This is a genomic window from Mesorhizobium sp. 113-1-2 (genome assembly GCF_016756475.1).
GTDB lineage: Bacteria > Pseudomonadota > Alphaproteobacteria > Rhizobiales > Rhizobiaceae > Mesorhizobium > Mesorhizobium loti_C.
Genome location: NZ_AP023242.1, coordinates 950854 through 975955 on the forward strand (window position 1 = coordinate 950854; position 25102 = coordinate 975955).

General features: G+C 64.1%; 28 protein-coding genes. 14 read left to right on the forward strand and 14 right to left on the reverse strand.

What is annotated here, in order from left to right:
• Positions 1-9: 9 nt before the first annotated feature.
• The 5 genes from JN279_RS04485 to tauA form a co-directional block, all read right to left on the reverse strand.
• Positions 10-963: a sulfonate ABC transporter substrate-binding protein gene (locus tag JN279_RS04485; protein ID WP_202352110.1), complete on the reverse strand. Its 954-nt coding sequence runs from the start codon at positions 961-963 to the stop codon at positions 10-12.
• 355 nt (positions 964-1318) lie between these two features.
• Positions 1319-1507: a hypothetical protein gene (locus JN279_RS04490; protein ID WP_202353899.1), complete on the reverse strand. Its 189-nt coding sequence runs from the start codon at positions 1505-1507 to the stop codon at positions 1319-1321.
• Positions 1508-1530: 23 nt separating this feature from the next.
• Entirely contained in the window at positions 1531-2391 is an 861-nt protein-coding gene (locus tag JN279_RS04495) for an ABC transporter permease subunit (RefSeq protein WP_202352111.1), read from the reverse strand.
• A complete protein-coding gene (locus tag JN279_RS04500) occupies positions 2388-3161 on the reverse strand; it encodes a taurine ABC transporter ATP-binding protein (protein ID WP_096451984.1) in 774 nt (257 codons plus the stop codon). Before JN279_RS04500 ends, JN279_RS04495 begins: the two co-directional genes overlap by 4 nt.
• A gap of 123 nt (positions 3162-3284) precedes the next feature.
• Positions 3285-4298 carry a taurine ABC transporter substrate-binding protein gene (gene tauA / locus JN279_RS04505; protein WP_202352112.1) on the reverse strand — a complete coding sequence of 338 codons (1014 nt, stop codon included), beginning with the start codon at positions 4296-4298 and terminating at the stop codon, positions 3285-3287.
• Positions 4299-4748: 450 nt separating this feature from the next.
• Here tauA and JN279_RS04510 point away from each other — a divergent pair, with 450 nt between their 5' ends.
• From JN279_RS04510 to JN279_RS04520, 3 genes are all read left to right on the forward strand, one after another.
• A complete protein-coding gene (locus JN279_RS04510) occupies positions 4749-4904 on the forward strand; it encodes a hypothetical protein (protein WP_202352113.1) in 156 nt (51 codons plus the stop codon).
• A 166-nt stretch (positions 4905-5070) separates the two neighbouring features.
• On the forward strand, positions 5071-5520 hold the full coding sequence (locus JN279_RS04515; RefSeq protein WP_096451968.1) for an RrF2 family transcriptional regulator: 450 nt from the start codon (positions 5071-5073) through the stop codon (positions 5518-5520).
• Positions 5521-5545: 25 nt separating this feature from the next.
• A complete protein-coding gene (locus JN279_RS04520) occupies positions 5546-6889 on the forward strand; it encodes an FAD/NAD(P)-binding protein (RefSeq protein ID WP_202352114.1) in 1344 nt (447 codons plus the stop codon).
• A gap of 66 nt (positions 6890-6955) precedes the next feature.
• Here JN279_RS04520 and JN279_RS04525 read toward each other — a convergent pair whose 3' ends face one another.
• On the reverse strand, positions 6956-7726 hold the full coding sequence (locus tag JN279_RS04525; protein ID WP_202352115.1) for a type 1 glutamine amidotransferase domain-containing protein: 771 nt from the start codon (positions 7724-7726) through the stop codon (positions 6956-6958).
• A 111-nt stretch (positions 7727-7837) separates the two neighbouring features.
• Between JN279_RS04525 and JN279_RS04530 the strand changes: the two genes are divergently transcribed.
• On the forward strand, positions 7838-8191 hold the full coding sequence (locus JN279_RS04530; protein ID WP_096451962.1) for a winged helix-turn-helix transcriptional regulator: 354 nt from the start codon (positions 7838-7840) through the stop codon (positions 8189-8191).
• Between the two features lie 12 nt (positions 8192-8203).
• Here JN279_RS04530 and JN279_RS04535 read toward each other — a convergent pair whose 3' ends face one another.
• Together JN279_RS04535 and JN279_RS04540 are read right to left on the reverse strand one after the other, a co-directional pair.
• Positions 8204-8851: a cysteine hydrolase gene (locus JN279_RS04535; RefSeq protein WP_202352116.1), complete on the reverse strand. Its 648-nt coding sequence runs from the start codon at positions 8849-8851 to the stop codon at positions 8204-8206.
• Entirely contained in the window at positions 8848-9180 is a 333-nt protein-coding gene (locus JN279_RS04540; RefSeq protein WP_202352117.1) for a hypothetical protein, read from the reverse strand. The genes JN279_RS04535 and JN279_RS04540 overlap by 4 nt, the downstream gene beginning before the upstream one ends.
• A gap of 168 nt (positions 9181-9348) precedes the next feature.
• On the opposite strand from JN279_RS04540, the gene JN279_RS04545 reads away from it, so the two are divergent.
• From JN279_RS04545 to JN279_RS04560, 4 genes are all read left to right on the forward strand, one after another.
• A complete protein-coding gene (locus JN279_RS04545) occupies positions 9349-9747 on the forward strand; it encodes a RidA family protein (protein ID WP_202352118.1) in 399 nt (132 codons plus the stop codon).
• 180 nt (positions 9748-9927) lie between these two features.
• Positions 9928-11367, forward strand: a complete 1440-nt coding sequence (locus JN279_RS04550; RefSeq protein WP_202352119.1) for a pyridoxal-phosphate dependent enzyme — start codon at positions 9928-9930, stop codon at positions 11365-11367.
• A complete protein-coding gene (locus JN279_RS04555; protein WP_202352120.1) occupies positions 11364-12545 on the forward strand; it encodes a cystathionine gamma-synthase in 1182 nt (393 codons plus the stop codon). The genes JN279_RS04550 and JN279_RS04555 overlap by 4 nt, the downstream gene beginning before the upstream one ends.
• 362 nt (positions 12546-12907) lie before the next feature.
• Complete coding sequence (locus JN279_RS04560) at positions 12908-13876, forward strand: GlxA family transcriptional regulator (RefSeq protein WP_202352121.1); 969 nt, start codon at positions 12908-12910, stop codon at positions 13874-13876.
• A 43-nt stretch (positions 13877-13919) separates the two neighbouring features.
• Here JN279_RS04560 and JN279_RS04565 read toward each other — a convergent pair whose 3' ends face one another.
• Positions 13920-14360, reverse strand: coding sequence for a DUF6678 family protein (locus JN279_RS04565; protein ID WP_202352122.1), 441 nt, complete (start codon positions 14358-14360; stop codon positions 13920-13922).
• A gap of 207 nt (positions 14361-14567) precedes the next feature.
• Here JN279_RS04565 and JN279_RS04570 point away from each other — a divergent pair, with 207 nt between their 5' ends.
• The 3 genes from JN279_RS04570 to JN279_RS04580 all read left to right on the forward strand — a co-directional run bounded on the left by JN279_RS04570 (position 14568) and on the right by JN279_RS04580 (position 17592).
• Positions 14568-15872 (forward strand): M24 family metallopeptidase, encoded by a 1305-nt coding sequence (locus tag JN279_RS04570; RefSeq protein ID WP_202352123.1) that lies wholly within the window; start codon positions 14568-14570, stop codon positions 15870-15872.
• A 73-nt stretch (positions 15873-15945) separates the two neighbouring features.
• Complete coding sequence (locus tag JN279_RS04575; RefSeq protein ID WP_202352124.1) at positions 15946-16626, forward strand: isochorismatase family protein; 681 nt, start codon at positions 15946-15948, stop codon at positions 16624-16626.
• A gap of 12 nt (positions 16627-16638) precedes the next feature.
• Positions 16639-17592 carry an alpha/beta hydrolase gene (locus JN279_RS04580; RefSeq protein ID WP_202352125.1) on the forward strand — a complete coding sequence of 318 codons (954 nt, stop codon included), beginning with the start codon at positions 16639-16641 and terminating at the stop codon, positions 17590-17592.
• Here JN279_RS04580 and dnaQ read toward each other — a convergent pair.
• The 5 genes from dnaQ to JN279_RS04605 form a co-directional block, all read right to left on the reverse strand.
• The gene (dnaQ, locus tag JN279_RS04585; RefSeq protein WP_202352126.1) at positions 17587-18312 is read right to left on the reverse strand and encodes a DNA polymerase III subunit epsilon; all 726 of its coding nucleotides are present in this window, start codon (positions 18310-18312) and stop codon (positions 17587-17589) included. The genes JN279_RS04580 and dnaQ overlap by 6 nt on opposite strands.
• Positions 18313-18409: 97 nt before the next feature.
• Positions 18410-18991 (reverse strand): dephospho-CoA kinase, encoded by a 582-nt coding sequence (coaE, locus tag JN279_RS04590; RefSeq protein ID WP_202352127.1) that lies wholly within the window; start codon positions 18989-18991, stop codon positions 18410-18412.
• Entirely contained in the window at positions 18988-19830 is an 843-nt protein-coding gene (locus JN279_RS04595) for a shikimate dehydrogenase (protein ID WP_202352128.1), read from the reverse strand. The genes coaE and JN279_RS04595 overlap by 4 nt, the downstream gene beginning before the upstream one ends.
• Positions 19823-20422 (reverse strand): Maf-like protein, encoded by a 600-nt coding sequence (locus tag JN279_RS04600; protein ID WP_202352129.1) that lies wholly within the window; start codon positions 20420-20422, stop codon positions 19823-19825. Before JN279_RS04600 ends, JN279_RS04595 begins: the two co-directional genes overlap by 8 nt.
• Before the next feature lie 242 nt (positions 20423-20664).
• The gene (locus JN279_RS04605; protein WP_446720414.1) at positions 20665-21597 is read right to left on the reverse strand and encodes a pyruvate, water dikinase regulatory protein; all 933 of its coding nucleotides are present in this window, start codon (positions 21595-21597) and stop codon (positions 20665-20667) included.
• 294 nt (positions 21598-21891) lie between these two features.
• Here JN279_RS04605 and hemE point away from each other — a divergent pair, with 294 nt between their 5' ends.
• The 3 genes from hemE to rho all read left to right on the forward strand — a co-directional run bounded on the left by hemE (position 21892) and on the right by rho (position 24905).
• Complete coding sequence (gene hemE, locus JN279_RS04610) at positions 21892-22923, forward strand: uroporphyrinogen decarboxylase (RefSeq protein ID WP_202352130.1); 1032 nt, start codon at positions 21892-21894, stop codon at positions 22921-22923.
• The gene (hemJ, locus tag JN279_RS04615; RefSeq protein WP_202352131.1) at positions 22923-23477 is read left to right on the forward strand and encodes a protoporphyrinogen oxidase HemJ; all 555 of its coding nucleotides are present in this window, start codon (positions 22923-22925) and stop codon (positions 23475-23477) included. Before hemE ends, hemJ begins: the two co-directional genes overlap by 1 nt.
• A gap of 162 nt (positions 23478-23639) precedes the next feature.
• Complete coding sequence (gene rho, locus JN279_RS04620) at positions 23640-24905, forward strand: transcription termination factor Rho (protein WP_095202590.1); 1266 nt, start codon at positions 23640-23642, stop codon at positions 24903-24905.
• Positions 24906-25102: the final 197 nt, after the last annotated feature.

Below are 25102 nucleotides of genomic sequence, written 5' to 3' on the forward strand. Positions count from 1 at the left end.
GACAAAAGATCAGTTGCCTGGCGCGGTCCACACGGCGTCGGAGATGCGGACGGCTTTCGGGATCAGGCCGAGCTTGTAGAAGCGGTCGGCGGTCGCCTGTTGACTGGCGACGATCTCGTCGGTGATCGGAAAGATGCCGAATTTGGTGCGGTTGGCGGCGATGGTCTGGGCGTCGAGCGGCACGCCTGTGACCTCGTGCAGCGCCTCGGCCACCTTGTCGCGGTTCTGGTCCGCCCATTTCGCCGCCTCGCCGAGCGCTGATATGGTGGTGGTGACGATCTCGGGATGCGCCTTGGCGAAATCCTTGTTGGCGAGGAAATAGGTGTTGACCTTGAGCACCTCGCTGGAGCGGGCCAGCACGCGCGGCTGGTAGCGCGTTTCGGCAATGGCGAAGAACGGATCCCAGACCGCCCAGGCATCGATCTGGTCGCTGGCGAAGGCGGCGGCCGCATCGGCGGGGCTGAGATAGACGGGCGTGATCTGATCGTATGAAACGCCGGCCTTTTCCAGCGCGGCCACAAGCAGGTTGTGCGCGGAAGTGCCCTTGCCGACACCGACGCGCTTGCCCTTGAGGTCGGCGACCGACTGGACCGGTGAGGCCGGCTTGACGAAGACCGCCTCACCGTCGCCATTGGACGGCAATGCCGCCGCATAGACGATGTTGGCGCCGGCGGACTGGCCGAAGATCGGCGGCGCGTCGCCGGTCCAGCCGGCGTCGATGGCGCCGACATTGAGCGCCTCGACCAGCGGCGGCCCAGCGGTGAACTCGACCCACTTCACGGCGACGCCCTTGTCGCTCAGCGCCTTCTCGATCACCTGCTGCTGCCGGGCGATCACCGGCAGGCCGGTTTTCTGGTAGCCGATGTTGAGTTGCTTCAACTCCTGGGCCGCGGCGCCGAACGACAGGGCAACTGTCGCGGCGACAAGGCCGAGGCCGACAACGCGTCTCGTCAGATTGAACATGGGTCCCTCTCCTTCGCTGCGGATCGGCGCCGGGAAATGTCCTCGCCGTTTGGATATAGGGATAAGGCTAGGTAGTTCTATAAATTTAGTAGAGGAACGATTTTGCGAGTTACCCCTCGGAAGGGGAACCAATTTTCTAGGATTGGCGGGACAGCGCCCCCCTCTGCCCTCCCGGGCATCTCCCCCACGAGGGGGGAGATCAGCTGTCATCTAGGCTTTCGCCAATCTCCCAAACCGAAAGGAGGCGCGACAGCGAGGCTGCTAATCTCCCCCCTCGTGGGGGAGATGTCCGGCAGGACAGAGGGGGGCGCGACAGAGCGCGACGCTCGTCATTGTCGCTGTCTTGGTGTGCCCCTCACTGCGACCAGTACTGCCAGGCCCAGTAAAAACTTTCGTCGCGCGGCGGCAGGCGGTCGCGCTCGGCGTCCCAGCGCACGGGTGCCGGCGATTGGCGATCGGTGTCGTCGAGCCGTTTGTCGCTGTGCCGCGTCAGGTGCAGCCGGGTCGCGAAGAAAGCGAACAATGCCGGGGCTGGATGGGCCATGGATGTCGAGCCTCCTGGGTTGATCATTCGCGTCCCGCCCACGGGACGAGCGCGCGCTCGATCCGGCGGATGGTGAATTCGAGCACGAAGGCGATCGCCGCAATGACCAGAATGCCCATGATCACCACGTCGGTGACCAGGAACTGCGCCGCCGACTGGATCATGAAACCCAGCCCGCGCGTCGCGGCCACCAGTTCGGCCGCGACCAATGTCGACAAGCCGGCGCCGAGCGCGATGCGCAGCCCAGTCAGGATCGACGGCAGCGCGCTGGGCAGGATGACGTGGTGGACCACTTGCGCGCGCGTCGCGCCAAGCGAGCGCGCGGCGTTGATACGCTCCTGCGAGACGCCGCGAACACCCGATGCGGTCGACAGCGCGACCGGCGCCAGCATGGCGATAGTGATCACCAGGATTTTCGACGGCTCGCCGATGCCGAACCAGATGATGACCAGCGGCAGATAGGCGAGCGGCGGGATCGGCCGCAGGAACTCCAGCAGCGGATCGAAAATGCCGCGGCCGATGGTGCTGATGCCGATGGCCAGACCCACCGGCACGCCGATGAGAAGCGCCGCCATGAGCGCGGCAAACACGCGGCCAAGGCTGGCGACAGTGTGCTGCAGCAGCGTCGCATCGACGAAGCCGTCCCTGATAACCACGATGAACTTGTTCCACACCGCGACCGGCGAGGGGAGGAACACCGGCGACACCAGTTGCAGGCGGGCCGACAGCGCCCACGCCGCCAGCACCACCAGTATGGTGACCGCGCTGATCATGCGCGCCGAAACGCCCCGGCGTTTCGGGCTCGGCCGCGACCACGGCACCGACAGGCCGTCGGTCTCTTCGGTGCTGGAGCCGGGCCGCTCGGTGTAGGAGGAAATGGTCATGCCGCTTCTCCCTCGAAGATGGCGTCGGTCAGTTCGCCGCGCGCCGCGGCAAAGGCCGGGTCGGCCTTGATCGCGCGGATGGCCTCGCCCGAGGCGTAGCGCCTGGAGAAGCCGGGCTCGAAGGTCCGCACCACGCGGCCCGGGCCTGGCGCCAGCACGACGATGCGGGTGGCGAGCACCAGCGCCTCCTCGATGCCGTGCGTGACCATCAGCACGCCGGCATGGCTTGCCGTCCAGAGGTCCAGCAGCGTCGTCTGCATGCGCTCGCGCGTCAGCGCATCGAGCGCGCCGAGCGGTTCGTCGAGCAGCAGGAATTGCGGTTCGGCAGCGAGCGCGCGGGCAAGGCCGACACGCTGGCGCATGCCGCCGGACAGCTCCCAGATGCGCTTGTCGCCGGCACGGTCAAGCTTGACCAGCGCCAGAAGCTGGTCGGCGCGGCGCGCCCGCTCGGCCGGCCTGACACCGCGCAGCCGCAGTGCGAAGGCAACGTTTTCCCGCGCGGTCAGCCAGGGAAACAGCGCATCGTTCTGGAACACCACGGCGCGATCCGAGCCGGGTGCCGTGATCGGCTGGCCATTGATCGTGGCACTGCCGCGTGCCGGCGTGACCAGGCCGGCGGCGACGTTGAGCAACGAGGTCTTGCCGCAGCCGGAACGGCCGACAAGCACGACGAAATCATCCCCGGCGACGTCGATCGACACACGCTCGACAGCAGGTGCCGGCTGGCCCTCATACTGGATCGAGATCTTGTCGAGCACGAGATGCGGCATGGGGCCTCTCAGGAGGTCTGTTGAGATCCGACTGCCCCGGAACGGCTCCTCGTCAGCAGTTCCGGGGCAGCACGCACGGCGTCAGGGAAGAAGATCCGCGCGCGTTCAGGTGACGTCGGGCGCTCAGTTCGAGGCCAGCGCCTCGGTGACGTATTTCGACGTCACATATTTCGAATAGTCCGGCAGCACGGCGTCGACCTTGCCCTGCTCCTTGAGGAAGGCGGAGGCCGCCGCAACCGCCTTGACCGTGCCGCCGCCGAGGAATTTGTCGGAGGCCTGCTCCTCGAGCGTCGGGAAGACGTAGCCCTTCAACAGCTCCGGCACCTCTTCCAGCTTGGCGCCGGTGAGCTTGGCGATCTTGCCGGCCTGCGGCGACGACACCGACCAGGCGTCGGGCTTGGCGAGGTACTCGGCATAGGCCGCACCCGTCACCTTGACGAAGTCGCGCACCGCTTCCGGGTTCTTCTGCGCAAAGTCAGTGCGCACGATCCACGCGTCGAAGGTCGGCGCACCCCAGGCGGCGACCTGCGAGGAATCCAGCACGACCTTGCCTGATGTCTTGATCTGGCCGAGTGCCGGATCCCAGACGTAGGCCGCGTCGATGTCGCCGCGGGCAAAGGCGGCGGCGATTTCTGGTGGCCTGAGATTGAGGATCTGCACCGACTTCGGATCGACATTCTCATGCTTCAGCGCGGCAAGCAGGCTGTAATGCGTCGTCGAGACGAAGGGCACGGCAACCTTCTTGCCGGCGAGGTCGGCGACCTTCTCGATGCCGGCGCCGTTGCGGGCGACCAGCGCCTCGGACGGGCCGATCAGGCCGACGACGAAGATGGTCTGGATCGGCAATTCGCGGCTGGCGGCGGCCGCCAGCGGGCTCGAACCGACATAACCGATATCGACCGAGCCGGAAGCGACCGCGGCAATGACATCGGCGCCGGAATCGAATTTGCGCCAGTCGATGGTCGCCTTGGTGGCCTTTTCATAGACACCATCGGCCTGCGGCACTTTCGAGGGCTCGACCACCGTCTGGTAGCCGATGGTGATTTTCAGGTCTTCGGCCAAAGCCGGGCTGAGGAAGGCGGCGCCGGCAAGCGCGGCCGAGGACAGAAGGAGAATGCGTCGCGAAATCGTGGACATCAAAGGGCTCCATGAAAACAGAGAAAACCGGATTGCCCTATAATAGTCCGCTAATTCTATCGTTCTTGTAGAGTTAAATCCTTCCAACGACGATGGGTTTGTTGGAAAAAAGCGGTCGGTAGCGGAGCACCCAAGCGCATATGGCGGCTGCGGCCACCGTTACCGTGCCCGATGACAAATCGGTGTATGAACAGGAATGGCGCTCCGCGAGCCTCCCGACTTCGTCATGCTATGGCGAGCAAGGAGCGACGCTCCGCCCGTGGATGACGAAGTTGAGGAGGCTCCGGCACTCGACTGCTGTCTGTGCCGTTCACGCACGAATGATAAATTCTCGCCTTGGCCAATATCAGGCAAACCCATGCTCCAAACAGCTGCGGAATTGACAAGCCGTTCCGCGTGTTCGAGGGTAAGTATAGTATCCTTATCGACATGAGGGAGTTGGAGGTGACGATGAGCGAGCATTCCATAACCATGATCGCTCACGGCATGCATCGGCTCCCGCCACCGCAGGACTCGGCGCAAGGCACTGCTGTCCTGCGGGAAACCATTTGTCGCCTCGTCGCCGTCGAGATGCATTTCTGTGCTCTTATTGGCACAAAGGCCTGACAAAATGGCTATTGCGGCTTGAAAACGAAGCAAATTCAACGTTTCTCGGCTTGTACATCATGTCACTAGAATTTATGTGTCATGGATGCTTGGGCGCGGCGGGGAGGCTCGCCAGGCGTTTCGCAGGGATGGCCCGGCCATCGCAGGACAGAGAAACGTTCGGTCAATGCTCACCAAAAAAGGCAAGTACGGCCTCAAGGCGCTGGTCCATCTGGCGCACATGCCGGCCGGGCAGCTGGCTTTCGTCAACGACATCGCGACCGGCAACAACATCCCGAAGAAATTTCTCGACGCCATACTGGGCGAATTGCGCAATGCCGGTTTCGTCCAGAGCCGCAAGGGCAAGGATGGCGGCTACCGCCTGGCGCGCCCAGCCGACGAGATCAAGGTCGGCCATGTCGTGCGCGTCCTCGACGGGCCGCTGGCGCCAATTCCCTGCGCCAGCCGCACGCAATATCAGCGCTGTGAAGACTGCAACGAGGCGACATGCCAAGTCCGTCATCTGATGCTCGAGGTCCGGCAGGCGATCGCCGAGGTGCTCGACCAGCGCAGCCTTGCCGAGATGCGCGACATCGTCATCGACGAACTCCCAGTCACGGTGAAGGTCCAGGCCTGACGCCTGGCACTATGCGGAGGCGCGCATGAGCGGGCGCGCCAGTTCCATCATCATTGTCGGCGGCGGCGCCAGCGGCGTCGTGATGGCCGCGCATCTCCTGAAATCGTCCAATCCGGATCTGCGAGTCACGCTGATCGAAAAGCGCCCGCATTTCGGCCAGGGCATCGCCTATTCGACGCTGCTGTCGGCGCATGTGCTGAATGTCAGCGCCGCCGGCATGAGCGCCTATGCCGACGATCCCGGCAATTTCTGGCGCTGGCTGCAGGGGCGTGGCCTGGTCGACCCGGAGCAGACGCCACAGACACCTTTCTACGCGCCGCGCAGCCTCTATGCCCGCTATCTCGGCGAATTGCTCGACGAGCTCGAAGCGCGCGAACAGCCGAGCGGGCGGCTGCGCCTGATCCACGAAGAGAGCCTGTCGATCACGCCGACCGCCTCCGGCGTCGAGGTGGCGCTTGCCAACGGCACCAGCGTCGTCGCCCATCTGGCCATACTCGCCACCGGCCATGACGAACAGCCGGCGCAGGGCCATGCGATCCGCATGGGCTCGGAGGCCGACACGGCGCTCGACCCCGAAAGTCGCGTCATGGTGCTGGGCACCGGCCTCAGCATGGTCGACGCGTTCCTGGCGCTGGAACAGCGCGGCCATACGGGCCAAATTATCGCCGTTTCCCGGCGCGGCCTGCTGCCGTCACCGCACCGCAAGGGCAATCCGATCAAGCTCGACGTCGCCGACATTCCGCTCGGCACCCAGCTGTCCTATTTCGTCGGCTGGTTCCGCGACCTGATCCGCGAGAACCAGAAGGCCGGCATCGACTGGCGCGACGTGGTCGACGGTCTCAGGCCGTTCAATCAGAAGATCTGGCAGAACTGGCCGGCTTCGGCCAAGCGTCGCTTCGTCGAGCACACCAAGGCCTGGTGGGACATCCATCGCCATCGCATGGCGCCGGAAGTCTACGCCAAGGTGACCGACGCCGTGCAATCCGGCCGCATCCGGCTTGTTGCCGGCCGCGTCGTCGGGATCGCACCGGGCGAGACTTTCAGCGTCGACGTCCAGTCGCGCCACAGCCAGCTCGTCGAGACTTTCGACGTCGCCCGTATCTATGATTGCTCGGGCATCGTGCGCGACATTTCGACCTCGTCGAACAGCGTGGTGCGCTCGCTGGTCGACCGCGGGCTCGGCAGGCCCGATCCGATGCGCATCGGCCTCGACGTCTCGGCCAATTGCGAGATCATCGCCGGCGACGGCACGGTCTCGCGCAAAATCCTCGCCGTCGGCCCGCTGACGCGCGGCACCTTCTTCGAGATCGACGCCATTCCCGACATTCGCGTCCAGTGCGCGCGGCTGAGCAAGCAATTGCTGGGGTAGAGCAATTCCAGGAAAAGTGTGAAGCGGTTTTCCGTCCGGAATTGCGTCAATTCAAAGAGAGAGCGTTCAGCCGCCCAGCGCCTCGCACACCAGGCGCGCTGTTTCGGCGCCGGAAAAATTCTGCTGGCCGGTGATCAAATTGCCGTCGCGCACGGCAAAGCCGCGCCACAGCCCGGCCTGGACATAGTTGGCGCCGATGGCCTTCAACTCATCCTCGATGCGCCAGGGCATCAGATGCTTTCCGCGCTCGAGCGCGCCCATCTCCCAGGTCGCGTTGTCAGCGAAATCCTCCTCGGCATTGGCGAAGCCGGTCACCGTCTTGCCGGCGGCAAGCAGCGAGCCGTCGGCGCGTCTGGCGTAACGCAGGATGGCGGTGCCGTGGCAGAGTGCGGCCGTCACCTTGCCCGCTTCATGGAAGGCGACAAAGGTCCGCTGCAGGTCTGTTGCACGCTCATAGCTGAACATCGGCGCCTGGCCGCCGGCGACGACGATGGCGTCGAAGCCGTCGACATCGATCTCCGCCGCCGGCCGCGTGGTCTCGACCAGGGTCGCCAGTTTCGGGCTCGACAGGAAGCCGAGCGAGATGAGATCGGTCTCGGAATAGCCCGAGGGATCGCGCGGGTCGCTCAGCGCGTCGGCCTCGCATCTGCCGCCCTCGGGCGAGAAGATGTCCACGGCATAACCGCGCTCGGTGAAGGCGAACCACGGGTGGGTCAGCTCGCTCCACCAGAAGCCGACCGGCCATCCGGTCGTGGTCGAGATGGCCGGATTGGCGATGACGATGGCCACACGCTTCGGCTTGCGTGCGTTGACTGGATTGGCATCCCTGACACTCATCTGCGCTCTCCCTCATGAAACTGTCGCCGACAAAACCGGGCCCGGCAATCTGGCCACATGGCCGGGCAAAATCCGCTTCCGTCGCCGCGGCGCCTTGCCTAGGATCGGTGCATGACACAACGCGGTAGACTCTATGGCTGCCCGGTCGAGTTCGCGCTCGACGCGCTCGGCGGCAAGTGGAAAACGGTGATCATCGCGCGGATCAAGCAAGGGCCGCTGCGCTATTCCGAACTTCGGCGGATGATCCCCTCGCTGTCCGACAAGATGCTGACGCAGCGGCTCGCCGACCTCGTCGAGATCGGCTTCGTCGTGCTCGAGACATCGCCCGACGGCAAGGCGCGCTATGCCTTGACCAAGCGCGGCCACGATCTCGCCGAAGCGCTCCAGGCGCTCTACGACTGGGGCAGCGTGCATGGCCGCGCCGAGGGCGTGCGCTTCCGCACCGACATCGAGGCGGCGGCCTGACACTTTCGCCCCTCAGGCCGCATCGGCCAGCGCGCCGCAAAAGCCGGCGACGTCGGTGATGACCGCCTCGCCGAGGAAACGCAGCGTCGCCATCGAGCGGTCGCGTGCTTCGCGGTTGCCGAAGCCGCAGGCGTCCTCGATCACCACGGCCGTAAAACCGTTGTCGGTCGCCTGGCGGACGGTCGGCTCGATGCCGATCTCCATGGCGATGCCGGCAAGGGCGACGGCGCGCACGCCGCAATCGCCGAGCGCAAAGCCGAGCGCCGTGGAATCGAAGGCCGACATGGTCAGCTTGTCGAACACCGCTTCATCGGCGCGGGGCGCGAGTTCAGGGACGATTCGCGTGGCTTCGGCGTCGGCCAAAAACCACGGCTCGACCACGTCGGGGCTGTCGCGCCGTTGCCAGGCCATGGCAGTGCGCAATTGGGTGGCGCCCATCCATTTGCGCGGCAGTGAGAGGTGGCGCGTGAACGCCACCCGCATGCCGGCCGAGCGAGCGGCTTCGAGCACGATGCCGGTGCGCTCGACGATTTCGGCCGCGCCGGCGACCTGGCGGCAGATGCCGACCTGCATGTCGTAGACCACCAGCGCCATGCGGTGTGGATCGCACCATTCGGCCAGGCTGGCCGGAATCTCGATGCCCTCGCTCGACCGGATCATGCCGCGGTCCGGTCCCAGGGTTGGGCGATGTCGACGTCGGGGTCGAACAGATATTCGAGCGGCAGTGGGGCCGGATCGAAGGCAAGAAAATGCCATTCGAGCAGACCGGCCTTCGACAGCGGAAAGTCGTCGGTGTAGCGCCTGGCCTCCTCGACGCTGTCGAGCTCGAAAACGATGATGACGCCGCCGACATCGGCACGCGCATAGTTTTCGCGCACGATGCCAGCCTTCCACAGCCGCCAGACATTCGAGACCTCGTCGCGCAGATAGGGTTTTAGCGCTTCGAGGGTGACGCCGGGCTTGAAGTTGTCATAGGCGATGATCTTCATCGGCTGTCTCCTCCTGGGATGTCAGGATCGCGCGGCCCGTGTGTTCCGGCTGGCATCCCGTTCGGCTAGCATGTCGAAAATGGCGGCTTCAACGAACGAGATGGTGCGTTGAACGGGCTGGCCGATTGCCCTTTCGTGGCGTGGCATTTTTTCGGGAGAGGAGACAAAATGGTCATCGAGCGGCTGAACCCGAAGGGCATGCACAGCAACCCGGCCTATTCGCAAGGCGTGGCGCTGCCCGCCTCGGCCCGCCTCGTGCTGATCGGCGGCCAGAACGGCGTCGACGCCGATGGCCGGATTGTCGGCAAGGGCGACATCGCCGCGCAAACCGCGCAGGCGCTCGCCAATCTGGCGATGGTGCTCGAAGCCGGCGGCGCCAGGCTGGAAGACCTCGTCCGCCTGTCGATCTACATTGTCGGCGACGCCGATATCAGGCCGGCCTTCGGCGCCTGGATGGCGTTCTGGGCGGATCGCGGGCCGCCGCCGGTGGTGACGGGCATACGCGTGCTCGGTCTCGCCAATCCGGATTTCCTGATCGAAATCGAGGGCCAGGCCGCCATCATATAGCACCTGACGGAGGCCCGGCCTTGGGCGCCGGACCGGGCAAGCCGGTGCCGCTTGGAATTTCATTCCCCGTCTGGCCGGGTGATTGGCACGTTCTATCTTCTTTCCCGCGACAAACGGCTGGAAAAGAGGCTACGCTGCCGCTCTGCCCCCGAGGCGGTCGCTTGATCATGGAGCATCTGAATGAGCGAGCAGAAGGTCGCCGCGCCTGACAGCGGCCCCTCGGACAGCGCAACCTCCCGCCTGCGCCCTCCCTACGCCTCGGTTCTCGACCTGATCGGCCAGACGCCGGTGGTCGAGCTGACCAAGTTCGACACCGGCAAATGCCGGCTGTTCATCAAGCTCGAAAGCCAGAACCCCGGCGGCTCGATTAAGGACCGCATCGCGCTGTCGATGATCGCCGCCGCCGAGAAAGCGGGCAAGCTCAAGCGGGGCGGCACCATCGTCGAGGCGACCGCCGGCAATACCGGCCTTGGCCTTGCCCAGGTCGGTATCCCCAAGGGCTACCGCATCGTGCTGGTGGTGCCCGACAAGATGTCGCGGGAAAAGATCCAGCATCTGCGCGCACTGGGCGCCGAAGTGCGCATGACGCGTTCCGATGTCGGCAAGGGTCATCCCGAATATTACCAGGACATGGCCGAGAAGATCGCGGCGGATGTGCCCGGTGCCTTCTACGCCAACCAGTTCGCCAACCCGGCCAATCCGCTGGCGCATGAGACGACGACCGGCCCGGAAATCTTTTCGCAGCTCGATGGCGACGTCGACGCGGTGGTGGTCGGCGTCGGCTCGGGCGGCACGCTGACCGGGCTTGGCCGCTACTTCGCGAAAGTCTCGCCCAAGACCGAAATGGTGCTGGCCGATCCGGTCGGCTCGGTGCTGGCGCCGCTGATCAAGACCGGCAAGATGGAAGAGGCCGGCAGCTGGACGGTGGAAGGCATAGGCGAGGATTTCGTGCCGCCCAATGCCGATCTGTCGCTGGTCAAGAAGGCCTATTCAATCACCGACAAGCAGAGCATGCTGGCGGTGCGCGATCTGCTGTCGCGCGAAGGCATTCTGGCCGGCTCGTCGTCGGGCACGCTTTTGTCGGCGGCCCTGCGCTATTGCCGCGAGCAGACGTCGGCCAAGCGCGTCGTCACCTTCGTCTGCGACAGCGGCAACAAGTATCTGTCGAAAGTGTTCGACGATTTCTGGCTGGCCGAACAGGGCCTGGCCGAGCACGAGCAGCATGGCGATCTGCGCGACCTCGTCATGCGCTCGCACCGTACCGGCGACACGGTCTATGTCGGCCCGGACGAAAGCCTGCTCAACGCCTATGGCCGCATGCGCCGCTCCGATGTCTCGCAACTGCCGGTGCTTGAAGACGGCAAGCTGATCGGCATCGTCGACGAAAGCGATATCCTCGCCAAGGTCGACGGTCCCTATGACGGACGCTGGGAGCGTTTCAACGGCCCGGTGCGCACCGCGATGACCTCCAATCTGCACACGCTGCAGGCCAGCCAGACGCTGGACGCACTGCTGCCGGTGTTCGACCGCAACGAGGTCGCCATCATCTTCGACGGCGACGAGTTCGTCGGCCTGATCACCCGCATCGACTTGATCAACCATCTGAGGCGCGCACGATGACCAAACATACCCCGCCGGCCGGCAAGAACCGCCTGGCCTTTTCGACGCGCACCATCCATGGCGGCCAGAGCCACGATCCGCTCACCGGCGCGGTGATGGTGCCGATCTACGCCACCTCGACCTTTGCCCAGCAATCGCCCGGCGTGCACAAGGGGTTCGAGTACGCGCGCAGCCAGAACCCGACGCGCTTTGCCTTCGAGCGCGCCGTGGCCGATCTCGAAAGCGGCACCGCCGCCTTCGCTTTCGCTTCGGGCCTGGCGGCGATCTCGACGGTGCTGGAGCTGCTCGATTCCGGCGCCCATATCGTCGCCACCGACGACATCTATGGCGGTTCGTTCCGGCTGATGGAGCGGGTGCGCAAGCGCTCGGCGGGTCTCCAGGTCTCCTTCGTCGACTTCACCGATCTTGCCGCGGTCGAGGCGGCAATCCGGCCGGAGACGAAACTGCTGTGGGTCGAGACGCCGACCAACCCGCTGCTGCGGATCGTCGACCTCGAAGGCGTCGCCGCGCTCGCCAAGCGCAAGGGTGTTCTCACGGTCGCCGACAACACGTTCTGCAGCCCCTATATCCAGCGGCCGCTGGAACTCGGCATCGACATCGTCGTGCATTCGACGACAAAGTATCTCAACGGCCATTCCGACATGGTCGGCGGCGTGGCGGTGGTCGGCGACAACAAGGAACTCGCCGCCCAGCTGAAATTCCTGCAGAACGCCATCGGCGCCATATCGGGGCCGTTCGACAGTTTCCTCGCCTTGCGCGGGCTGAAGACGCTGGCGCTCAGGATGGAGCGCCATTCCGACAACGGGCTGAAGATCGCGCAGTGGCTGGAAGCGCGCAAGGATGTGCGCCGCGTGATCTATCCCGGCCTCGCCAGTCACCCGCAGCACGCCATCGCCGTTCAGCAGATGCATGCCTTCGGCGGCATGATATCAGCAGTGCTCGACCGCGACCTTGCCGGCACCAAACGCTTCCTCGAACGCACGCAACTGTTCACGCTGGCCGAAAGCCTCGGCGGGGTGGAGAGCCTGATCGAGCACCCGGCGCTGATGACGCATGGGTCGATCCCGGCCGAGAAGCGGACGGAGATCGGCATATCGGATTCGCTGGTAAGGTTGTCGGCGGGGATCGAGGATGGCGATGATTTGATTGCTGATCTGGAGCAGGCGCTGGGGGGCTGAGTGGCAAACCATGCGTTGGTTCTTCGGCCGATTCACGGATGCTACGGCGCAAGGTAAACTGGTTCTGTAGCGATCCTTCACACCCCCCTCTGTCCTGCCGGACATCTCCCCCGCAAGGGGGGAGATTAGATGTCACTTCCGCTTTCGCCAATCTCGAACGTTGCAAGACGAGCGGCGGCGTCCAAGCTGCCAATCTCCCTCCTTGCGGGGGAGATGGCCGGCAGGCCAGAGGGGGGTGCTGTCCCGCCGACGTCACACGAACTTTTTCACCGCCGTCCCGACGGCCAAAGCAAACCGCGCTTCGCGCATCGGTCGCCAATTACCATTGACCCAAAACCTCATTCGCCCGAGATGTAGCGGCCATGGCCACGCGCGAACCCGAAAAACCCACAGAACCCCTGACCTTCGCGGTGCTGGTGTTCCCCGGCTTTCCGATGATGGCGTTCAGCTCGGTGATCGAGCCGCTGCGTGCGGCCAACATCCTGGCGAAGCGGCAGTGCTATCGCTGGATCATCGTCGGCGGCACGAAAGGCGCGGTCGAGGCTTCCAACGGCGTCGTCATCCAGCCGGGTTTTTACGCGGAGGATGCGCCGAAGGTTGACCGCATCGTCGTCTGCTCGGGCGGCGATGCCGATCACCTCGTCGCCGAGGACGCGGCGAGCTGGATCCGCCGCAGCCTGCGCAACGGCGCCCATATCGGCGCGGTGGCGGATGCGGCGTTCTTCCTGGCACGGGCCGGCCTGCTCGACGGCCATGCCTGCACCTTGCACTGGACCAGCCAGGCCGCCTTCACCGAGGCTTTCCCCAACATCGAGCTGCGGCGCGACCTCTATGTCATCGACCGCAAGCGCTTCACCTCGGCCGGCGGCGTCGGCAGCCTCGACATGATGCTGGAGATCATCACAAGGGATTACGGCGCGGAACTTGCCGCCGGCGTCGCCGAGTGGTTCGTGCACAGCCAGTTGCGTTCCAGCGTCGACCGCAAGCTGATGCCGCTGCGCCTTCGCACCGGCGTGCAGAACGAGCTGGTGCTGTCGGCCATCGCCATCATGGAGGACGCGGTCGAGGAGCGGCTCGGCATGGTGGAGCTGACGGCGCGGCTCGGCGTGTCGTCCGACAAGCTCGAGCGCTCCTTTCGCTCCGAACTCGCTATCTCGCCCAATGGCTACTACCGGCGACTCAGGCTGAAACGCGCCGCGGATCTCCTGGCGCATTCGACACTCGCGGTGCGCGACGTAGCGCTGGCCTGCGGCTTTGCCTCGATGTCGAGCTTTGCCCGGGCGTTTCGCGAGGAGCATGGGCATCCGCCGAAATTGGCGCGACGGCATTAGGCCCTTGCCCCCGACGGCGAAGATCGGCGGAAAGTAGCCGTGGCTACTTCAGGTGGCCGACGATGCGCAAACCTTGTTCGGTAACTTCAATAGGGAAGCGTTTGCCGGTGGCCTCGATCACTGTGCGAATAGCGTCTACGTCTTGCGGAAGAAGCGCCGGGGGCACATTGTTTGGTCTTGTCTTCACCACAATCCGCCGGAATTCAATCCACTCTATCTCGACCAATGGGTGGACATTCAAAGGCCATAGATCCACGTAAGCGTGGGGTGGGTATAGACCAGGGAATACTGGTGACCATTCATGGCTGTCGCCAAGGAACTTGACTGCGATTCCCTTGATATCAACGTCAGAGGCTTCCAGTGCTTTGAACAAAGTGCGCCATTTTGTATTGGACATGAGCGAAGTCGAATAATTCCGCGCCACTTCTTTCCTAGCGCTGAGCCGTAGCGCATTCATGTCTATCGCCGGTTCTTTTCTTGGCACGATTTGAGCTCCAATAGGCATGGATATATTCGCTGAGTTGGAATGCCGCCACAATACCGATGAATGGCCCGACCGCCTTCGATCATGTGTTGATCGGTTAACAGAGGCGTCAGCGGTATCCCGCACAACACACGCGGTTTTCCGCACAATGCCTTCGCCCCTCCTGCGCCATGGTCGGACCTCCCAACCCACCAAGGCCAGGCACAAATGAGCATCGTCGTATTCGACCCCGACAGCACCGAAGACGTCGACTTCAAGGACCGCATGCGACACCCCGCGGCGGCCGATCCGGCTGGCGGCATGTGGCTGTCGGACACCGAGCCGTCCTTCATCGATGCCGACGCGCTGCGCAAAGGCCGGCTGGCCAAATTGCGCGGCTGGATGCGTGACGCCGGCTATGGCGGGGTGGTGCTGTTCGACCCGTACAACCAGCGCTACGCCACCGGCTCGCGCAACATGTTCGGCTATTTCCTGCGCAACTCGACCCGCTATTTCTTTATCCCGACCGAAGGGCCGATCGTGCTGTTCGAGTATCCGCAGAGCTACCATGTCTCGATGGTGCTCGACACGATCGATGAGGCGCGGCCATCCAAGCTGGTCTGGTCGTCGGTCTCCGGCCGCGACGACGAAACCGCCGGCCCCTTCGCCGACGAGATCGCCGAGCTCTTGAAGAAACATGGCGGCGGCTCGATGAAGCTCGGGCTCGACCGCTGCAGCCATCTGCAGGCACTGGCGTTGGAAAAGCGCGGCTGCGAGGTCAAGGATTGCCAGGGCGAGATCCTGGCGGTGCGCGCGGTGAAGACGCCGGAAGAGGTGAAATGCCTGCAGGTGTCGATGGCCGGCGCCGAGGCCGCCGTTTATGCGGTGCGCGAGGCGATCAAGCCCGGCGTTTCCGAAAACGAGCTGTTTGCCATCATGTATGGCGAGGTGATCCGCCAGGGCGGCGAGTTCATCGAGACGCGGCTGCTGACATCAGGCCAGCGCACCAATCCATGGTTCAACGAGGCGAGCGGCCGCAAGATCCGGCCGGGCGAGCTGCTCGCGCTCGATACCGACACGATCGGCTGCTACGGCTATTACTCCGATTTCTCGCGGACCTTCCGCTGTGGGCCAGGCAAGCCGACCGATTACCAGAAGTCGCTCTACCGCATGGCGCATGACCAGGTTCAGCACAATATTTCGATCGTCAAACCCGGCATGGCGTTTCGCGAGATCGCCGAGAAGGCCTGGAAGATCCCGGACCGCTTCGTCGACCAGCGCTACACGTCGGTCATGCACGGTGTCGGCATGCATGGCGAGACACCGTTCATCGCGCATGCCATGGATTACGAGACCTATGGCCGCGACGGCCATATCGTGCCAGGCATGGTTGTGAGCGTGGAAAGCTACATCGGCGAGAAGGGCGGCCGCGAGGGCGTCAAGCTGGAGGACGAGATCCTGATCACCGAGACAGGCACTGAGCTTCTGTCGCGTTTTCCCTATGAGGATGAGTTTCTGGAGACGCAGGTTTGATGCTGGCAACCAACGCTCATAACGAGCGCCTCGTTCCCTCCCTGTCCCGCCGGCAGATGGAAGAAGGCGCAGCATGAAATCCCCTATCGCCATCAAGCGCGGCACCGTCGCCGCCGTGTTCATCGACCTGCAGGAAGAGCACCGGCAGGACCCGCGCTATCTGGTCGAGGGCTATGGCAACATCCTCGCCAACGTCCAGCGCCTGCAGGCGGCGGCGCGCGCCAACAATGTGCCGCTCCAGCACTGGGCCTATGTCGTCGATCTCGACAAGCACGACCGGCCCTTTCATCCCGTTGGCGCCGACGGCAAATCGGCGTTTTCAGACAAGAGCGATCCGCTGACCGAGGTCTGCCATGAGGTGGCGCCGGCCGGGGACGAGGCGCTGCTGATCAAGGCCGAGGCCAGTGCCTTTCGCACCGGTCCGGCCGCCGATCGGCTGAAGGCCTCCGGCATTGAATGGCTTGTCGTCGCCGGCGTCTGGACCGAGGCCTGCATCGACGCCACCGTAAAGGACGCCGTGGCAAAGGGATTTCGCGTGCTTCTGGTCAAGGACGCCTGCGGCAGCGGCAGCGCGGCGATGCACCAGACCGGCATCCTCAACCTTGCCAACCGGCTCTATGGCGGCGCGATCACCGACACGGACGGCGCCTGCCGGCTGCTGGCTGGTGAGACGGTCACCGCCTGGCAGGTCGAGGGCTCGGTGCCGCTGCGCTTCAACTTCGACAATGCGGCTGCGCTCTACGCCGACCTATGACAGCAGACCGACATGACCAGCCGCGGCAAGTATGAAACACGGCTCGACCCGGCGCTGTGGGCCTATATCGATGCGGTGAACGCCTGGTATCCGCCTGAGATCATCGGCCTGCCGATCGACAAGCAGCGCGAAGTCTATGACCGGATGTGCCGGGCTTTCCATCAAGGCCGCACGCCGGGGGTCAAAGTCAGTGACGGCCTGGTCGCCGCTTCGGGTCACGGCATACCGATCCGCCACTACCAGCTTGTCGGCAAGGCCGCGCGGGCCATGGTGCTCTATTTCCATGGCGGCGGCTTCATTCTGGGTAACCTCGACAGCCATGACGACATCTGCGCCGAGATCTGCGCCGGCACCGGCTTCGACGTGCTGTCGGTCGACTATCGGCTGGCGCCGGAGCATGTTCATCCCGCCGCCTTCAACGATGCGATGGCAGCGTTTGCTTGGGCGGCGGAGACGTCGGGCCTGCCGCTCATCTTGTGCGGCGAGAGCGCCGGCGGCAATCTGGCGGCAGCCGTGGCGCAAGCGACGCGCAAGCACGCCCGCCCAGCGGTCGGCCAGGTTCTGATCTATCCCGGCCTCGGCGGCGACGAGGGCGCCGGCTCCTATGTCGAACATGCCGAGGCGCCGCTGCTGTCCGTCGGCGACATCGCCTTCTACCGCGACGTCCGCTCGGCCAAGCGGCAATTGCCTGACGATCCGACATTTTCCCCCCTGCGCGACAGCGACTTTTCCGGTCTGCCGCCGACGGTGATCATCTCAGCCGAGTGCGATCCGCTGTCGTCGGATGGCGAGACCTATCGCGATCGCATCGTTGCGGCCGGCGGCAAGGCGTGGTGGCATGAGGAGAAGCGCCTGGTGCACAGTTTTCTGCGCGCCCGCAGCACGGTGCCCGCTGCCGCCGAGGCATTCGCGCGGATCATTGCTGCGGTTTCGGCGCTTGGGCGGTGTGAGTGGCCGTATTTATGAGGACGCGGCGGCGCTTGCTTCGGATGAATTGGCCTTCAGCCACAGCGCCTTTTCGCCGAGCGTGGCGACCATGGCGGCATGTGCGGCACGCTCCGCTTCGGTCAGGCGCGGCAGCAGCGGCCGCGGGCGCTCGGCGACGATGATCTCGATGTGCCTGACATTCTCGCCCTGCGCCGGCGCGGTGGCGCTGTCGAGGATAAGCGCCGCCTGCTTGCCGCCGATCAGCTCGATATAGACCTCGGCCAGCAATTCGGAATCGAGCAGCGCGCCGTGCTTGGTGCGCTTGGTGTTGTCGATGCCGTAGCGCCGGCAGAGCGCGTCGAGCGAATTGGGACCCATCGGGTGCTTGCGGCGCGCCAGCGCCAGCGTGTCGACGACACGGCCGGGATCGACGACGGGATGACCGAGCCGGCCGAATTCGACATTGAGGAAGCCGATGTCGAATGTGGCGTTGTGCGCGACCAGCTTGGCGCCATCGGTGAAGTCCAGCCACTCCTGCGCAACCTCGGCGAAGGTCGGCTTGCCCGCGAGATCGGCCGCGCTGATACCGTGCACCGCCTGCGCCTCCTCATGGATCGCTCGGCCCTGCGGGTTGATATAGTGGTGGAACGTCCTGCCGGTCGGGAAACGGTTGACCAGCTCGACGCCGCCCAGCTCGATCACGCGGTCGTCGCGCGAATCAAGGCCGGTGGTTTCCGTATCGAAGATGATCTCGCGCATCGAATCAGTCGCTCCAAAGGAGCAGAATCATGACACCGGAACAAAATGGCAATGGGCAATGCTGACACGGTGGCGTCAGTAACTGGCTTCGCCGGACTTATCCCCGGAGTTCGGCAATGATCGCCGCAACAGCCGCCCGCGCGGCGTCGAGCCCTTGGCCGGTGTCGATGACGAAATCCGCCAGCCTGCGTTTCTCCGCGTCCGGCACCTGCTTGGCCAGGATCGCCGCCAGTTTTTCCTCCGTCATGCCCGGCCGCGCCAGCACGCGCTGGCGCTGCACTTCGGCGGGCGCGGTGACGACGACGACCTTGTCGACGCGGCTACCGCCGCCGGTTTCGAACAGCAGCGGAATATCGAGCACGGCGATCGATTCGCCCGCGTTACGATGCTTGGCCAGGAAGGCATCGGCATCGGCGCGGACCAGCGGGTGGATGATCGCTTCCAGCCGCTTCAGCGCGGCTGTATCGCCAAGCACGCGCGCGCCAAGCTTTGCGCGGTCGACCACGCCGCCAACCGTGGTGCCGGGAAAGGCGGCCTCGACCAAAGGCGCCGCCGCGCCCGAATAGAGGCGATGCACCGCCTCGTCGGAATCATGGACCGGCACGCCCGCCTCGGCGAACATCTTTGCCGTCGTCGACTTGCCCATGCCGATCGAGCCGGTGAGGCCGAGCACGATCATGGTTTCGGCACCAGATCGGCAACGATGATCGCGCGGAGCTCAGCCGTCACCTGCGGCCTGACACCGAACCAATGTTCGAAGCCGGGTACCGCCTGGTTGAGCAGCATGCCGAGGCCGTCGACCGTCTTCAGCCCCCTGGCGCGCGCGGCGGCAAGCAGCGGCGTCTCCAGCGGCACATAGACGAGGTCGGTGACGATAGCATGGTCCGGCAGCAGGGCCGGATCGGCGGCGAGGCCTTCATTGCCGACCATGCCGAGCGCGGTGGTGTTGACCAGCAGGCCGGCATCGGCCAGCAGCTCATTGGTCGCCGCCGTGCCATGCGCCGAGACACCGGCGCCGAAACGATCGCGCAATTCCTGCGCCCGGGCGAGGGTGCGGTTGACGATGCGGATGTCGGCGACACCGCGTTGCTTCAGCGCCTGGATGACCGCGCGGGATGCGCCGCCGGCGCCGAGTACCACGGCAGGGCCCGCGTCCGCCCAGCCCGGCGCGTAATCATCGAGATTGGCGGCAAAGCCGTGACCATCGGTGTTGCCGCCCCACAGGACACCGTCCTCAAACCAAAGCGTGTTGACAGCGCCGATCTCTTCGGCCGCCTGGTCGCGGCGGTGGGCAAGCGCGAAGGCAGCTTCCTTATGCGGAATGGTGACATTGCCGCCGCGATAACCAGCCGCCTGCAATGTCGCGATGAATTCGGCGAAATCCTGCGGCGCCACATCGATCGCCTCGTAGCTGCCGTCGATGCCATGTTTTGCCAGCCAGTGGCCATGGATCTTCGGCGAGCGCGAATGCTTGATCGGATGGCCGGTGACGAAGGCTTTTTTCGAGGCCTCAACCATCGATCGCTCCCAGTGTGCGCAGTTCCGCCAGCAGCGGCAGAAGCGGCAGGCCGACAATCGTAAAATGGTCGCCCTCGATTTTCTCGAACAGCTGGATGCCTTCGCCTTCGATCTGGTAGGCGCCGACGCTGGTCAGCGCCTTGGCGCCGACACGGGCGAGATGGCGGCCGATGAAGCCGGGGTCGAGCTTGCGCATGGTCATCCCCGCGATGCCGACATGGCGCCACAGCACCTTGCCGTCGCGCACCAGCACGGCGGCGCTGTTGAGCTGATGGGTCTTGCCCGACAGCGCCAGGAGATGGCGCCGTGCGCCCTCCATGTCGGCCGGCTTGTGGAACACTTCGTCGCCAAGCGACAGCGTCTGGTCGCAGCCGAGCACCAGGGCGCCGGGCCGGCGTTCGCTGACCTCCGTGGCCTTGGCCTCGGCCAGTATCAGCGCGACATCCTCGGGCGAAACACCGCTGTTTTGCAACGGCGCCTCGAGCGCACGCTCGTCGACATCGGCCGGGACGGCTTCGACGTCGATGCCGGCATTGACCAGCATCGCCTTGCGGAACGGACTGCCTGAGGCGAGGATGATTTTTTCGGTCATGCTTGTTTACCAGGGTTGGCGTTCCGTCACGCACCCCTCATCCGACCGAGCTGCGCTCGGCCACCTTCTCCCACAAGGGGAGAAGGGAAGTGCTGCGTTGACGCTGCCGCAAATCGCCAACCGATGGTCTTTGCGGGGCGCCGGCGCCAGGCTCTTCCTTCTCCCCTTGTGGGAGAAGGTGGCCTCGCGAAGCGAGGTCGGATGAGGGGTGCGTGACGGAATGCTCACGTATCTCGTCTGCCCTAGCGCGTCTTCCCCCGCAGAGCAACGATCGCCGCCGCCGTTTCCTCGATCGAGCGGCGGCTGACGTCGATCATCGGCCAGCCATGGCGCGTGCAGATCTGGCGGGCGTAGGCGAGCTCCTCGGTGATGGCGGCGCGGTCGACATAGTCCGATGCCTCGTAGGTGCTGCTGTTGCCGAGGATGCGGTTCTGGCGGACATGCGAGATGCGCTCGGCGGTGGCGATCAGCCCGACGATCAGCGGCTTCGAGGCGCTGACCAGGCTTTCCGGCACCGGCACGCCGAGCACGATCGGGATGTTGGCGGTCTTGATGCCGCGATTGGCGAGATAGATGCTGGTCGGCGTCTTCGACGTGCGTGAAATGCCGATCAGCACGATATCGGCATCGTCCATATTGGCCGGCAGCTGGCCGTCATCATGCTCCATGGTGAAGTTCAACGCATCGATGCGGCGAAAATATTCGGCGTCGAGAACATGCTGGGCGCCGACGCGCCGGCCGGCCGGGGTGCCGAGATAGGACTGGAAGACGGTGAGCACTGGCTCCAGCACCGAGACGCAGGGCAGGCCCATGGTGGCGCAGCGCTCGTCGATGCCGCGCGCCAGCTTCTGGTCGACGACCGTATAGAGGATGATGCCTGGCTCCTCCTCGATATCCTCGAACACCTTGGCCACCTGCTTTTCGGTGCGGATCAGCGGGTAGATGTGCTCGATGGCGCGCGCGTCCTTATATTGCGCCGAAGCCGCCCGGCCGGCGGCGAGCAGCGTTTCGCCGGTCGCGTCGGAAATCAGGTGCAGGTGAAAGAAGCTCTGGGGTTTGTTCACAGGGATCACCTGGGGCTGTGGGCTTGTGTGGATAAACCGGGACAGAAAGAGAGGCCTGTCGGAGGCGACTGTATCAGATGGCAGTTTGTCCACAATTCGCTGTGCTGTCAGTCGCGTCGGGCGGCTGGGGACAAGTCTGGGGACGGTCTCCTTTGCCTTTCTTCTGTCCACAGGGCGGGCTTTTTCCGCGACTCCCTAACGCTTTGTAACCGATGATGGATTCCGGACTATCCCCAGAACCCTGCAGCCGGGAGAGAGAAGCGCGCGACAATATGCTTGCTGGCTTTTTGACTGATGAAGCGGGACAGGAGACAACCACCACAACCAACAGACTCTTAGAATCAGAAGAATCTTAGATATAAGAATCTTTAAGATTATAGGCAGGCTGGGAGAGGCGAGCGCTCGATGCCCAAAAGCCGGATCATGCTGGACGTCCTGAAGGGCGAGACTCAGTTTCCGCCTCCGCTCTGGATGATGCGCCAGGCTGGACGCTATCTGCCGGAGTATCGCGAAACACGCAGGCGCGCCGGTTCGTTCCTCGACCTCTGCTACGATCCAGACCTTGCCGTCGAAGTGACGCTGCAGCCGATCGAGCGCTTCGGCTTCGACGCATCGATCCTGTTTTCCGACATCCTTGTCGTTCCGCATGCGCTTGGCCGCGACGTTCGCTTCGAAGAGGGAAGAGGGCCGATTTTGACGCCGATCTCGGTTGCCGAGATTGCGGCTCTGGAAAGCGATGTGTTTCACGTGAATCTCGAACCGGTCTATGAAACGGTTCGCCGGTTGCGCGCAAAACTGCCTGAGGAAACCACGCTGATCGGCTTCTGCGGCGCGCCCTGGACAGTGGCGACCTATATGATTGCCGGCCATGGAACGCCCGACCAGGCGCCGGCGCGGCTGTTTGCCTATCGCGAGCCGGCGGCGTTCCAACATCTCTTGAAACTGCTGGCCGATCATTCGGCCGCCTATCTGATCCGCCAGATCGAAGCCGGCGCCGATGTCGTGCAGATTTTCGATTCCTGGTCCGGCGTGCTCGACGATGCGTCGTTCGACCAGTTTTGCGTCTGGCCGGTGGCAGAGATCGTCCGGCAGGTGAGATCTGTCCATCCCGATGTTCCGATCATCGGTTTTCCCAAGGGGGCCGGGGCCCGCTACCGGACCTATCGCCAGAAGACCGGCGTGACGGGGCTGGGGATCGACTGGACTGTGCCGCTGGCGGCTGCGAAGGATCTGCAGCGCTCGGGGGCGGTTCAGGGCAATCTCGATCCCTTGCGCCTCGTGGCTGGCGGCAAGGCGCTGTCCGATGGCGTCGAGGCGATCCTGAAAGCGTTGGGTGAGGGACCGCTGATCTTCAATCTCGGTCACGGCATCACGCCGGAGACGCCGATCGCGCATGTCGAGGCGATGGTGAAGCAGGTGAGGAGCGCGACACGCTGATGGCTCAGTCAAACAACACGAAGGACACTGGCAACACCAACAGCACCGGACAGGCGATGATGCGCATGGTCATCAGCATCGTTGTGCTTATCGTGGCGACAGCGCTTTTGTTTTTTATCGCACCGGACAGTTTCTATCCCTGGGCAAAGGCGATCCATATCCTTGCCGTCATTTCCTGGATGGCCGGCATGCTCTATCTGCCGCGGCTGTTCGTCTATCACGTCGATGCCGAGAAAGGGTCGGTGCAGTCGGAGACCTTCAAGGTGATGGAGCGGCGCCTGCTGCGCGGCATCATCAATCCGGCGATGATCGTCACCTGGGTGTTCGGGCTGTGGCTTGCCTGGAAAATCTTTGGATTCCACGGCGGCTGGCTGCACGCCAAGATCGGTTTGGTGCTTCTTCTGTCCGCCGTTCACGGCTATCTCGCCGGCGCGGTGCGCAAATTCGCCGAAGATCGCAATGAAAAGCCCGCGAAGCACTGGCGGATCGTCAATGAGATCCCCACATTGTTGATGATTGCCATTGTGATCCTGGTTGTCGTCAAGCCGTTCTGAGGCTGATCAGGCCTCGTAAAACGCGGCTTGCTCTTTCACCCGACCGACGATAAAAGACGGGTCTTCCTTCCCGTCATGCGCCGCCCTTCATTGTTTTTGGCCGCGCCCGGCATTTGTCGCATCCCGCCGATATTTTTCCCAAAGCTCACCCAGAGTCCGTCTATGCAAGAAATGAAACTTACCGAATTCAAGAACAAGAAGCCGCCAGAGCTGATCGCTTATGCCGAATCGCTCGAGGTCGAGAACGCCAGCGTCATGCGCAAGCAGGAGCTGATGTTCGCGATCCTGAAGAAGCTGGCAGCCCAGGACGTCGAGATCATCGGCGACGGCGTGGTCGAGGTGCTCCAGGACGGGTTCGGCTTCCTGCGCTCGGCCAACGCAAACTATCTGCCAGGTCCCGACGACATCTACATTTCGCCGTCGCAGATCCGGCGCTTTTCGCTGAAGACCGGCGATACGGTCGAAGGACCGATTCGCAGCCCGAAAGAGGGCGAGCGCTATTTCGCGCTGCTCAAGGTCAACACCATCAATTTCGACGATCCCGAGAAGATCCGCCACAAGATCCACTTCGACAATCTGACGCCGCTCTATCCGACCTCGCGGCTGAAGATGGAAATGGAGGTTCCGACCTCCAAGGATATCTCGCCGCGCGTCATCGACCTGGTGGCGCCGCTCGGCAAGGGCCAGCGCGCCCTGATCGTCGCGCAGCCGCGCACCGGTAAGACGGTGCTTTTGCAGAACATCGCCCACTCCATCACCACCAATCACCCGGAATGCTATCTGATCGTGCTTTTGATCGACGAGCGGCCGGAAGAAGTGACCGACATGCAGCGCTCGGTGAAGGGCGAGGTCGTCTCCTCGACCTTCGACGAGCCGGCGGTGCGTCACGTCCAGGTCGCCGAAATGGTCATCGAAAAGGCCAAGCGCCTGGTCGAACATGGCCGCGACGTCGTCATCCTGCTCGATTCCATCACTCGCCTCGGTCGCGCCTACAACACCGTGGTGCCGTCATCCGGCAAGGTGCTGACCGGCGGTGTCGACGCCAACGCGCTGCAGCGGCCGAAGCGCTTCTTCGGCGCGGCGCGTAACATCGAGGAAGGCGGCTCGCTGACCATCATCGCCACCGCGCTGATCGACACCGGCAGCCGCATGGACGAAGTCATCTTCGAAGAGTTCAAGGGCACCGGCAATTCGGAAATCGTGCTCGACCGCAAGGTCGCCGACAAGCGCATCTATCCGGCCATGGATATCCTGAAGTCCGGCACCCGCAAGGAGGACCTGCTGGTCCCGCGCTCGGATCTGCAGAAGATCTTCGTGCTGCGCCGCATCCTGGCGCCGATGGGAACCACCGACGCGATCGAGTTCCTCATCGACAAGCTGAAGCAGACCAAGACCAATGGCGATTTCTTCGACTCGATGAATACGTAAGGTCTAGCCGAACCTTTCCGGCCTGCGAATTGAAACCCCGTTCCGGGAAACCGGGATGGGGTTTTTCATTGTCTGAGGTTGGGTCTGCATTGCCCTGGCGGTAAGTCGCCCAAGTTGGCGCCGCCCCTCATTGCCCTGCCGGGCATTTCTCCCCGCGAAGCGGCTGCGCTATGCGCACATTTTCTTTGACATGACTG

Coding starts and splice junctions, on each gene's coding strand:
- JN279_RS04520 (WP_202352114.1), top strand. CDS start 5,546: ATGAGCGGGCGCGCCAGTTCCATCATCATTGTCGGCGGCGGCGCCAGC.
- JN279_RS04530 (WP_096451962.1), top strand. CDS start 7,838: ATGACACAACGCGGTAGACTCTATGGCTGCCCGGTCGAGTTCGCGCTC.
- tauA (WP_202352112.1), bottom strand. CDS start 4,298: ATGTCCACGATTTCGCGACGCATTCTCCTTCTGTCCTCGGCCGCGCTT.
- JN279_RS04535 (WP_202352116.1), bottom strand. CDS start 8,851: ATGATCCGGTCGAGCGAGGGCATCGAGATTCCGGCCAGCCTGGCCGAA.
- JN279_RS04525 (WP_202352115.1), bottom strand. CDS start 7,726: ATGAGTGTCAGGGATGCCAATCCAGTCAACGCACGCAAGCCGAAGCGT.
- JN279_RS04540 (WP_202352117.1), bottom strand. CDS start 9,180: ATGAAGATCATCGCCTATGACAACTTCAAGCCCGGCGTCACCCTCGAA.
- JN279_RS04545 (WP_202352118.1), top strand. CDS start 9,349: ATGGTCATCGAGCGGCTGAACCCGAAGGGCATGCACAGCAACCCGGCC.
- dnaQ (WP_202352126.1), bottom strand. CDS start 18,312: ATGCGCGAGATCATCTTCGATACGGAAACCACCGGCCTTGATTCGCGC.
- JN279_RS04495 (WP_202352111.1), bottom strand. CDS start 2,391: ATGACCATTTCCTCCTACACCGAGCGGCCCGGCTCCAGCACCGAAGAG.
- JN279_RS04570 (WP_202352123.1), top strand. CDS start 14,568: ATGAGCATCGTCGTATTCGACCCCGACAGCACCGAAGACGTCGACTTC.
- JN279_RS04555 (WP_202352120.1), top strand. CDS start 11,364: ATGACCAAACATACCCCGCCGGCCGGCAAGAACCGCCTGGCCTTTTCG.
- JN279_RS04595 (WP_202352128.1), bottom strand. CDS start 19,830: ATGGTTGAGGCCTCGAAAAAAGCCTTCGTCACCGGCCATCCGATCAAG.
- JN279_RS04560 (WP_202352121.1), top strand. CDS start 12,908: ATGGCCACGCGCGAACCCGAAAAACCCACAGAACCCCTGACCTTCGCG.
- JN279_RS04575 (WP_202352124.1), top strand. CDS start 15,946: ATGAAATCCCCTATCGCCATCAAGCGCGGCACCGTCGCCGCCGTGTTC.
- JN279_RS04580 (WP_202352125.1), top strand. CDS start 16,639: ATGACCAGCCGCGGCAAGTATGAAACACGGCTCGACCCGGCGCTGTGG.
- hemJ (WP_202352131.1), top strand. CDS start 22,923: ATGGCTCAGTCAAACAACACGAAGGACACTGGCAACACCAACAGCACC.
- JN279_RS04490 (WP_202353899.1), bottom strand. CDS start 1,507: ATGGCCCATCCAGCCCCGGCATTGTTCGCTTTCTTCGCGACCCGGCTG.
- JN279_RS04600 (WP_202352129.1), bottom strand. CDS start 20,422: ATGACCGAAAAAATCATCCTCGCCTCAGGCAGTCCGTTCCGCAAGGCG.
- JN279_RS04485 (WP_202352110.1), bottom strand. CDS start 963: ATGTTCAATCTGACGAGACGCGTTGTCGGCCTCGGCCTTGTCGCCGCG.
- rho (WP_095202590.1), top strand. CDS start 23,640: ATGCAAGAAATGAAACTTACCGAATTCAAGAACAAGAAGCCGCCAGAG.
- JN279_RS04515 (WP_096451968.1), top strand. CDS start 5,071: ATGCTCACCAAAAAAGGCAAGTACGGCCTCAAGGCGCTGGTCCATCTG.
- hemE (WP_202352130.1), top strand. CDS start 21,892: ATGCCCAAAAGCCGGATCATGCTGGACGTCCTGAAGGGCGAGACTCAG.
- JN279_RS04550 (WP_202352119.1), top strand. CDS start 9,928: ATGAGCGAGCAGAAGGTCGCCGCGCCTGACAGCGGCCCCTCGGACAGC.
- JN279_RS04510 (WP_202352113.1), top strand. CDS start 4,749: ATGAGCGAGCATTCCATAACCATGATCGCTCACGGCATGCATCGGCTC.
- JN279_RS04500 (WP_096451984.1), bottom strand. CDS start 3,161: ATGCCGCATCTCGTGCTCGACAAGATCTCGATCCAGTATGAGGGCCAG.
- coaE (WP_202352127.1), bottom strand. CDS start 18,991: ATGATCGTGCTCGGCCTCACCGGCTCGATCGGCATGGGCAAGTCGACG.